Annotated in this window: 7 protein-coding genes and 1 pseudogene; all 8 read left to right on the top strand. The window is 60.9% G+C overall.

Annotated elements, in window-relative coordinates; all coding sequences use genetic code 11:
• The first annotated feature begins 440 nt into the window (after positions 1 to 440).
• The gene (gene mraZ, locus A3754_RS16160) at positions 441 to 881 is read left to right on the top strand and encodes a division/cell wall cluster transcriptional repressor MraZ (RefSeq protein ID WP_039926899.1); all 441 of its coding nucleotides are present in this window, start codon (positions 441 to 443) and stop codon (positions 879 to 881) included.
• Complete coding sequence (rsmH, locus tag A3754_RS16155) at positions 881 to 1,819, top strand: 16S rRNA (cytosine(1402)-N(4))-methyltransferase RsmH (RefSeq protein WP_063520527.1); 939 nt, start codon at positions 881 to 883, stop codon at positions 1,817 to 1,819. Before mraZ ends, rsmH begins: the two co-directional genes overlap by 1 nt.
• Entirely contained in the window at positions 1,819 to 2,085 is a 267-nt protein-coding gene (gene ftsL / locus A3754_RS16150) for a cell division protein FtsL (protein WP_063520526.1), read from the top strand. Before rsmH ends, ftsL begins: the two co-directional genes overlap by 1 nt.
• On the top strand, positions 2,082 to 3,803 hold the full coding sequence (locus A3754_RS16145) for a penicillin-binding protein 2 (RefSeq protein ID WP_063520525.1): 1,722 nt from the start codon (positions 2,082 to 2,084) through the stop codon (positions 3,801 to 3,803). Before ftsL ends, A3754_RS16145 begins: the two co-directional genes overlap by 4 nt.
• Positions 3,800 to 5,272 (top strand): UDP-N-acetylmuramoyl-L-alanyl-D-glutamate--2,6-diaminopimelate ligase, encoded by a 1,473-nt coding sequence (locus A3754_RS16140; RefSeq protein WP_063520524.1) that lies wholly within the window; start codon positions 3,800 to 3,802, stop codon positions 5,270 to 5,272. The genes A3754_RS16145 and A3754_RS16140 overlap by 4 nt, the downstream gene beginning before the upstream one ends.
• Positions 5,269 to 6,630 (top strand): UDP-N-acetylmuramoyl-tripeptide--D-alanyl-D-alanine ligase, encoded by a 1,362-nt coding sequence (murF, locus tag A3754_RS16135; RefSeq protein ID WP_063520523.1) that lies wholly within the window; start codon positions 5,269 to 5,271, stop codon positions 6,628 to 6,630. Before A3754_RS16140 ends, murF begins: the two co-directional genes overlap by 4 nt.
• Complete coding sequence (mraY, locus tag A3754_RS16130; protein WP_007150321.1) at positions 6,630 to 7,712, top strand: phospho-N-acetylmuramoyl-pentapeptide-transferase; 1,083 nt, start codon at positions 6,630 to 6,632, stop codon at positions 7,710 to 7,712. The genes murF and mraY overlap by 1 nt, the downstream gene beginning before the upstream one ends.
• Positions 7,713 to 7,728: 16 nt before the next feature.
• Positions 7,729 to 8,099, top strand: a pseudogene (murD, locus tag A3754_RS16125) (UDP-N-acetylmuramoyl-L-alanine--D-glutamate ligase); the annotation flags it as partial.

The following is an 8,099-nucleotide window of genomic DNA, read 5'->3' as shown; positions in this document are numbered from 1 at the left end:
CTTTCTGGGCTGGCTGGCGCAGCTGGAGTGCGGCGTGGACTTGCTGGATAGCGGTAACTATCGGCTTCCTTCAGCGGATTGCTAATGCGTTCTGCTAATAGTGGTATATAAATAAAGTTAGTAATAACTAATCTGTCTAACACTTAAAGTGCTTTCTCATCTGCGCGTCCCAGCGCTCTGATTCGTCACGGAACTCCTTCCGTCTATCGTTTCTCTGCACCCTTTCTTTTGCCCAAATGGGCCGCTAACAGGCTGATTTATCTGGAAATTCTTTTACGTTTCCCGGTGCCGTCACGCTTGACTTGGGCTTTGCAGTGGCCCTAGAGTGTCTCAATGTGGTGAAAAGTGGGAAAAAGTGGGAATTTCTTAGTGGCCGGTGTCACGAAGTGGGGCAAAAGCCCCGGGAAGGAACCGCATAACCAAGAGCAAGAGGACGGCCAGTGTTTACTGGGAGCGCAGCACTCAATCTGGATGCCAAAGGGCGGCTAACCATGCCGACCCGGTACCGTGCGTCGTTGATCGACACGTGCGGCGGCCAGCTTGTGCTCACGCTGCACCCGTTCGATGACTGTCTGGCGCTCTACCCGCGTGCCGAATTTATGGACACCGCCAAGAAGCTGTCCGAGCAGCGTGATTCCAACCCGCAGGTGCGTCAGCTGAAGAGGCGCTTCCTGGGTCAGGCTGCCGAAATCGAGATGGACAGTAATGGCCGTCTGCTTGTGCCGCCGGAGTTGCGGGCGGCAATAAGCCTGGAAAAACGCGCCATGTTGATCGGGCAGATGCACCGATTCGAGATCTGGAAAGAGGAAAGCTGGTCCGACGTGGATGGCACCCTGGATCCGGCGGCCTTGCCGGAAAGTGTGCAGGAGCTGTCGTTCTGATGACGACCGAAAACACGCAGTACGCACACCAGCCGGTCATGCTGGAAGAGGTGCTGGATATGTGGTTCAGCCAGAGCGAAGGCTTTTATGTGGACGGCACTTTTGGTCGTGGTGGCCACAGCCGTGCCTTGCTCGCGCGCCTGGACGACAACGGCCGCCTGACCGGCATTGATCGTGATCCGCAAGCCATTGCCGCCGGGCAGGAGCTGGCAGCCAGTGATAGCCGCTTTCACATGATGGCCAGCCGTTTTGATTGCCTGCCGCAAGTGGTGGAACAGGCGGGCCGGCCGATCGACGGCCTGTTGCTGGATCTGGGTGTGTCCTCACCGCAACTGGACGATGCTTCCCGCGGTTTCAGCTTTTTGCGCGATGGCCCGTTGGACATGCGCATGGATCCGACCCAGGGCGAAAGCGTGGCGGAGTGGTTGTCCCATGCGGCGGAAAAAGACATTGCCAATGTGCTGTATCGCTATGGTGAAGAGCGCAAGTCGCGCTGGATTGCCAAGCGTATTTGTGAAACCCGCAAAGAGCAGCCGATTACCCGCACCCTGCAGCTGGCCGATTTGATTGAGTCGGTGCTGGGGCGTAACGAGCAGGGTAAGCATCCGGCCACGCGCAGTTTTCAGGCGCTGCGAATACATATAAACGGGGAACTGGATGCGCTGAATCAAGTGCTCGAACAGTCCCTCGAGACGCTCGCCATCGGCGGGCGTCTCGCCATTATCAGCTTCCATTCTTTGGAAGACCGGATCGTGAAACTGTTTATTCGCGATCACTCCGGCCGCGCGCCGAAAGGGCGTGGTGGTTTGCCGTTGGGTGATGAAATGCCCCAGCGGCTGGAGCCGGTGGGCAAGGCCATGCGTGCAGGCAAGGCGGAGCTGAAAGTGAATGTGCGTTCGCGCAGTGCAGTGTTGCGCGTCGCGGAGAAGGTGGCCTGATGGCGGCCCCGTGGATGATCCGTGCCCTGGTGGTGCTGGTGGTGATGTCTGCGCTGGCAGTGAGCTACAGCGTGCATCAGGCGCGTCGTTTCACGGATGAAAGTCAGCGCTTGCAGCAGCGTCAGACCCGACTGGAGAGCCAGTGGAGTCAGTTGTTGCTGGAGCACAGCACCTGGGGCAGTTACGCCCGGGTGGAAAGCCTGGCCCGGGAAAAGCTGGGCATGAAATTACCCAAGACCGATGAGAGAGTGCTGATCCGGCCATGAAGAAACAGGCCCGCAAGACACGGCAACCGAATCACCTGATGCGCTGGCGCTTTGTGCTGGGCTTCTGGGCGGTGTGTGCCTGTCTGTTGCTGGTTCGGGCCGTGGATCTGCAAGTGATTCAGCACGATTTTCTGGCCCATCAGGGCGATATCCGCAACCTGCGTGTGGAGCCGCTGGCAGCGCATCGTGGGGTGATTCGTGATCGCGCCGGCAAGCCGCTGGCGGTGAGCACGCCGGTGGTGACCTTGTGGGTAAATCCCCGCGAAGCCATGGAGCACCAGGACCAATGGGGGCGCCTGGCCGGCAACCCGGTGATCGACCAGAAAGCGTTTGCCCGGAAAGTGCGCCGACATGAATCCCGCGAGTTTATCTATCTGGAGCGTGGCCTGGCACCGGAAGCGGCCAAGGCGGTGTTGAATCTGAATGTGCCCGGCGTCTATTCGCTGACGGAATACCGCCGCTATTACCCGGCCGGCGAAGTGGCCAGCCATGTGGTGGGCTTTACCAATATTGATGATCAGGGCCAGGAAGGCATTGAGCTGTCCATGGAAGATCATCTGTCCGGTCATTCCGGTCGCAAGAAAGTGGTGCGCGATCTGCTGGGTCGGGTGATTCAGGATATCGAAGTGCTGGAGCCGGCAGAGCCCGGTGAAGATGTCACCCTGAGCATCGATCTGCGGCTGCAATACCTGGCCTACCGGGAGTTGCTCGGCGCGGTGCAGAAATTCAAGGCCAAGGGTGGCAGCGCAGTGGTGTTGGATGTGCGCACCGGGGAAGTGCTGGCCATGGTCAATCAGCCGGCCTATAACCCCAACAATCGCGGCAACCTGGATACCGGCGCGCTGCGCAATCGGGCGGTCACGGACCTGTTCGAGCCGGGTTCCACCATGAAGCCGTTTACCGTGGCGGCGGCCCTGGAGATGGGCATGGTGACACCGTCCACCACCATCAATACCCACCCGGGTACCTTGCGGGTGGGCAGCAAAACGATTCGTGATCACCGGGATTATGGTGTCATCGACATCACCACGGTGCTGACCAAGAGCTCCAACGTGGGCACCAGCAAGCTGGCACTGGCTATGGAGCCGCTGGCCTTGCCGGGCTATCTGGAGCGTTTTGGTTTTGGCCAATCCACCCACATTGCCTTTCCCGGTGAGAGTAACGGCCTGTTGCCGCTGCGCAGCAAGTGGCGCGATGTGGAGCGCGCGGCGCTGTCCTATGGTTACGGCTTGAGCGTGTCTGCGGTGCAGCTGGCCCAGGCCTACGCGGTGATCGCCAACGATGGTGTCAAAGTGCCGTTGACCCTGAAAAAGGTGGATGGCGTGCCGCAGGGCGAGCAGGTGATTGGCAAGGCGACGGCTCGGCAGTTGGTGCAGATGCTGGAAACCGTGGTCAGCCGTGTGGGTACCGCGCGCCGTGCGCAGGTGCCGGGCTATCAGGTGGCCGGCAAGACCGGCACGGTGCACAAGGTGATGGCCGGCGGTTATGCCGATGACAACTATATTGGTTTGTTTGCCGGGCTGGCCCCGGCAACGGATCCGCGCATTGTCACCGTGGTGGTAATCGATGATCCAGGCGGAAAAGCCTACTACGGGGGGCTGGTCGCGGCGCCGGCGTTTTCCAACATCATGAGTGGCGTGTTGCGTTCGCTGCATGTGCCACCGGACAAGCCCGACGGGCTGCTGGCCGGCGGCCCGGATGCGGAGGATCGCTCATGATGACCCTCCAGCAATTGCTACCCGATGTCACCCTGCCAGCTTCTGCGGAGGGTGTTGTGCTTTCCGGGCTACAGCTCGATAGCCGCAAGGTCGTGCCCGGTGATGTCTTTTTGGCCGTGCCGGGCGTGGCCAGCGATGGCCGCCAGTTTGTCAGCCAGGCGATCGCCGCCGGTGCGGTGGCAGTGCTGGCGGACGCAGAAACCTTTGCGATTCAACAGGATCAGGCGGTGCCCTGTGTGGCGCTGCCGGGGCTGGGGCGTCGCGTGGGTACGCTGGCGGCGCGCTGGTATGGCGAGCCCGGTGCGGCCATGAATGTGGTGGGCGTGACGGGCACCAACGGCAAGACCAGCATCACCTGGTTCCTGCGCGATGCCCTTAATGCACTGGGGCACCGTTGCGCCCTGGTTGGCACCCTGGGGCTGGGCTTGAAAGGCGATGAGCAGACTACCGGTCATACCACACCGGATCCGATTACCCTGCAGGCCGGTCTGGCCCGGGTGCGTGATGCGGGCGCGGATTGTGTGGCCATGGAAGTGTCTTCCCATGCGCTGGATCAGCATAGGCTGGGGTCAACGCCAGTACCCGTGGCGGTGTTCAGCAATCTGAGTCGGGATCATCTGGACTACCACGGGGACATGGAAGCCTATCTGGCGGCCAAATCCGTGCTGTTCACCCGCGATGGAGTGAAGCTGGCGGTGATCAATTGCGATGATCCGGCGGCTTATTCGTTGATCGGATGCCTGGCCGACGGTGTGCGTTGCGTGACCTTCGGCGATCAGCAGGGTGCCACGGTCCGTTGTGCTTCGGTCGTCTTTACTGCTGATGGAATGGAGGCAGAGCTGACGGTCGGCGGTGAGCCCCTCGCGGTGACGTTGCCACTGTTCGGTCGTTTCAATCTCAGCAATGTGATGGCCGTTGCCGGCATTCTGCATGGTCAGGGCGTCAACACTGCTTCACTGGGCGGTGCACTGGCGGCGGTGACACCGGTGCCCGGTCGTATGGAACCGGTGCAGCAGACGGGCTGTCCCACCGTGATCGTTGATTACGCCCATACTCCGGACGGGCTGGAAAAAGCCTTGCAGGCATGCCGCGCCCATTTCCACGGTCGGCTGTTCTGCATTGTGGGGTGTGGCGGAGACCGGGATACCGGCAAACGCCCGCAAATGGCCGCTGTGGCCGAGCGTGGCGCGGATCGTGTGGTGCTCACCAGCGACAACCCGCGCAGCGAAGACCCGCAACAGATTATTGATGACATGCGAGCCGGCCTTACCAATTCAGCCTCGGTGCAGGCCATTGTTGAGCGTGCCCAGGCGGTGATGGATACCGTGCATGCGGCCAGTGACGGCGATGTGATTCTGCTCGCCGGCAAGGGCCACGAGGATTATCAGGAAGTGGATGGCGTGCGTTACCCCAGTGATGACCGCGACCTGGCCCGCAAGGCGTTGATCGCCCGGGGAGGTGCGCAATGATGTGGCTGTCACAAATCGCTGAATGGACCGGCGGCGCCTTGCAGGGTGACGACCTGAAAGTGAATGCGGTGGCCACCGATACCCGCGCCATCGAGCCGGGTTGCCTGTTTGCGGCGTTACGTGGTGACCGGTTTGATGCCCATGATTTTCTGGCCTCGGCCAAAAGCGGTGGCGCCATTGCGGCACTGGTGGACCGCGAACAGGACAGTTTCGAAAGCGCTGTGCGCGTAGCCGACAGCCGTGAAGGTCTGGGGCGACTTGCCGGCGGTTATGCCGCCCAGTTCGATTTGCCCCGCCTGGCGGTCACCGGCAATGCCGGCAAGACCACGGTGAAGGAAATGGCCGCGGCCATGCTGGGTGACGGCACTTTGGCCACGGCAGGCAACTTCAATAATGACGTGGGGGTGCCGCTGACCCTGTTGCGCCTGCGCGCAGAGCATCGTTTCGCGGTAATCGAACTGGGCGCCAATGCGCCGGGCGAAATCGCCTGGACCAGTTCGCTGACGCGCCCGCAGGTGGTGCTGGTTACTAACGTGACCGGCGCGCACCTGGAAGGCTTCGGTTCCATGCAGGGTATTGCCGATGCCAAGGCGGAAATCTTTGCCGGCTGCACGCCGGGTGGTCAGGCGATCATCAACAACGATGACAGTTTTGCGGATTTCTTCGCCGAAAAAGCCCGTGCCGCCGGGTTGACCGTGGTGCGGGTAAGTATGGATGAAAGCACGCGCACCGGTGCCGATCTGTATGCCGAGAACATTGTTTTGCACCGTGATCGCGCGGAGTTTGTGCTTCAGCCGCTGGGCGAAGCGGTGACGGTACCGCTGCCCGGTGCACATCAGGTGAGCAATGTTCTGATGGCCTGCGCGGCGGTGCGTGCCTTGGGCGTAAATTTACCTCAGGTGTTGCCGCGTCTGGCAGCACTGAAACCGGTCCCCGGACGAATGCATATCCAGGCCGCCGGTGCCGGCGCCGTGGTGGATGACACCTACAACGCCAACCCGGGTTCAGTGCGCGCCGCCATTGATTGGCTGGCCGCGCAACCGGCACCACAAATGCTGGTGCTGGGCGCCATGGGCGAGTTGGGCCCGCAGGCTGATTCGCTGGTAGAGGAACTGGGTGAATACGCTCGTCAGGCCGGGCTTTCCGGTTTGGTTGTCATGACCGGTGCGGCCGCAGCTGCACGGGGCTATGGCGAAGCGGCAAAAATTGCCGAGGACTATCAACAGGCGGCGGATTGGAGTGCCCCGGTGCTGGCGCAAGGCGGCACGGTGTTGGTGAAAGGATCCCGTAGCGCCGGTATGGAAGCGGTGGTGCAGCGGCTTACACAGGAACGCACACACACAGAGGGGGCACGCTGATGCTGCTTTGGCTGGCGGAATATCTGGCGCAATACCACAGCGGTTTTCTGGTGGTGCAATACATCACCCTGCGCGGCATCTTGAGTGTGCTGACGGCGTTGTTCATCGCGTTCTGGGTCGGCCCGATCATGATCCGAAAACTGCAGGAAAAGCAGGTGGGCCAGGCCATTCGCGACGATGGTCCGAAAAGTCATCTGAGCAAGGCGGGCACCCCCACCATGGGCGGCGCGCTGATTCTGGTGGCCATTGTTATCTCTACCCTGCTGTGGGGCGACCTGGAAAACCGCTTCGTCTGGATCACCCTGGGGGTGCTGTTCATTTTCGGCGCCGTGGGCTGGGTGGATGACTGGCGCAAGGTGGTGGAAAAGAACCCGCGCGGCTTGCCCGCCCGCTGGAAATATTTGTGGTTGTCAGTGGGGGCGCTTGGTGCCGGCTGTGCCTTGTTCTTCACCGCGCAAAGCCCGGTGGAAACCCAGTTGATCGTGCCCTTCTTCAAAAGCGTAGCCATCAACATGGGCTGGTTCTACATCGTGCTCACCTATTTTGTGATTAACGGCACCAGCAACGCGGTGAACCTGACTGACGGTCTGGATGGCCTGGCCATCATGCCCACCGTGCTGGTGGGTGGCGCCCTGGGCATCTTCGCCTACGCCGGAGGGCATACGGAATTTGCGACTTACTTGCAGATTCCCTACGTGGCCGGTGCCGGTGAGCTGGTGATTATCTCTGCTGCCCTGTGTGGTGCGGGCCTGGGTTTTCTGTGGTTCAACGCGTATCCCGCCCAGGTGTTTATGGGCGATGTTGGCGCGCTGTCCCTGGGGGCGGTGCTGGGTGTGATGGCAGTCATCGTGCGCCAGGAAATTGTGCTTTTCATCATGGGCGGTGTGTTCGTGATGGAAACGGTATCGGTGATGTTGCAGGTGGGTTCGTACAAGCTCACCGGTCGGCGGATTTTCCGCATGGCCCCCATTCATCACCATTTTGAACTGAAGGGGTGGCCGGAGCCGAAGATCATTGTGCGGTTCTGGATTATCACCGTGATTCTCGTACTGGTGGGTCTGGCGACCCTGAAAATCCGATAGGGGATTGAGTCAATTTATGGCGAAAGACGGGTTTGATCTGGTCATTGGTCTGGGTGTAACAGGCCGCTCCGTGATCCGTTATCTGACGGATCAGGGGATGCCCGTGCGCGCCATTGACACCCGTGCTGAGCCGGCCGGGCTGGATGCCCTGTGCGCAGAATTTCCGGACCTGAAAGTTCACACCGGTAGCTTCAAAAAAGGCTGGATGGGCAAGGCCCGTCGCCTGATCGTGAGCCCGGGTGTGGCGGTATCGACCCCGGCCATCGCCGAGCAGGTCGTGGATGGCAAGGAAGTGATTGGCGACATTGAGCTGTTCGCCCGTGCGGCCAGCGAGCCGCTGGTGGCGATTACCGGCTCCAATGCCAAGAGCACAGTGACCACGTTGCT

Source organism: Alcanivorax sp. HI0083 (genome assembly GCF_001635175.1).
Note: the sequence above shows the minus strand (reverse complement) of the source record. Positions and strands in the feature narration are given on the sequence as shown.

Coding starts and splice junctions, on each gene's coding strand:
- rsmH (WP_063520527.1), top strand. CDS start 881: ATGACGACCGAAAACACGCAGTACGCACACCAGCCGGTCATGCTGGAA.
- ftsL (WP_063520526.1), top strand. CDS start 1,819: ATGGCGGCCCCGTGGATGATCCGTGCCCTGGTGGTGCTGGTGGTGATG.
- A3754_RS16145 (WP_063520525.1), top strand. CDS start 2,082: ATGAAGAAACAGGCCCGCAAGACACGGCAACCGAATCACCTGATGCGC.
- A3754_RS16140 (WP_063520524.1), top strand. CDS start 3,800: ATGATGACCCTCCAGCAATTGCTACCCGATGTCACCCTGCCAGCTTCT.
- murF (WP_063520523.1), top strand. CDS start 5,269: ATGATGTGGCTGTCACAAATCGCTGAATGGACCGGCGGCGCCTTGCAG.
- mraY (WP_007150321.1), top strand. CDS start 6,630: ATGCTGCTTTGGCTGGCGGAATATCTGGCGCAATACCACAGCGGTTTT.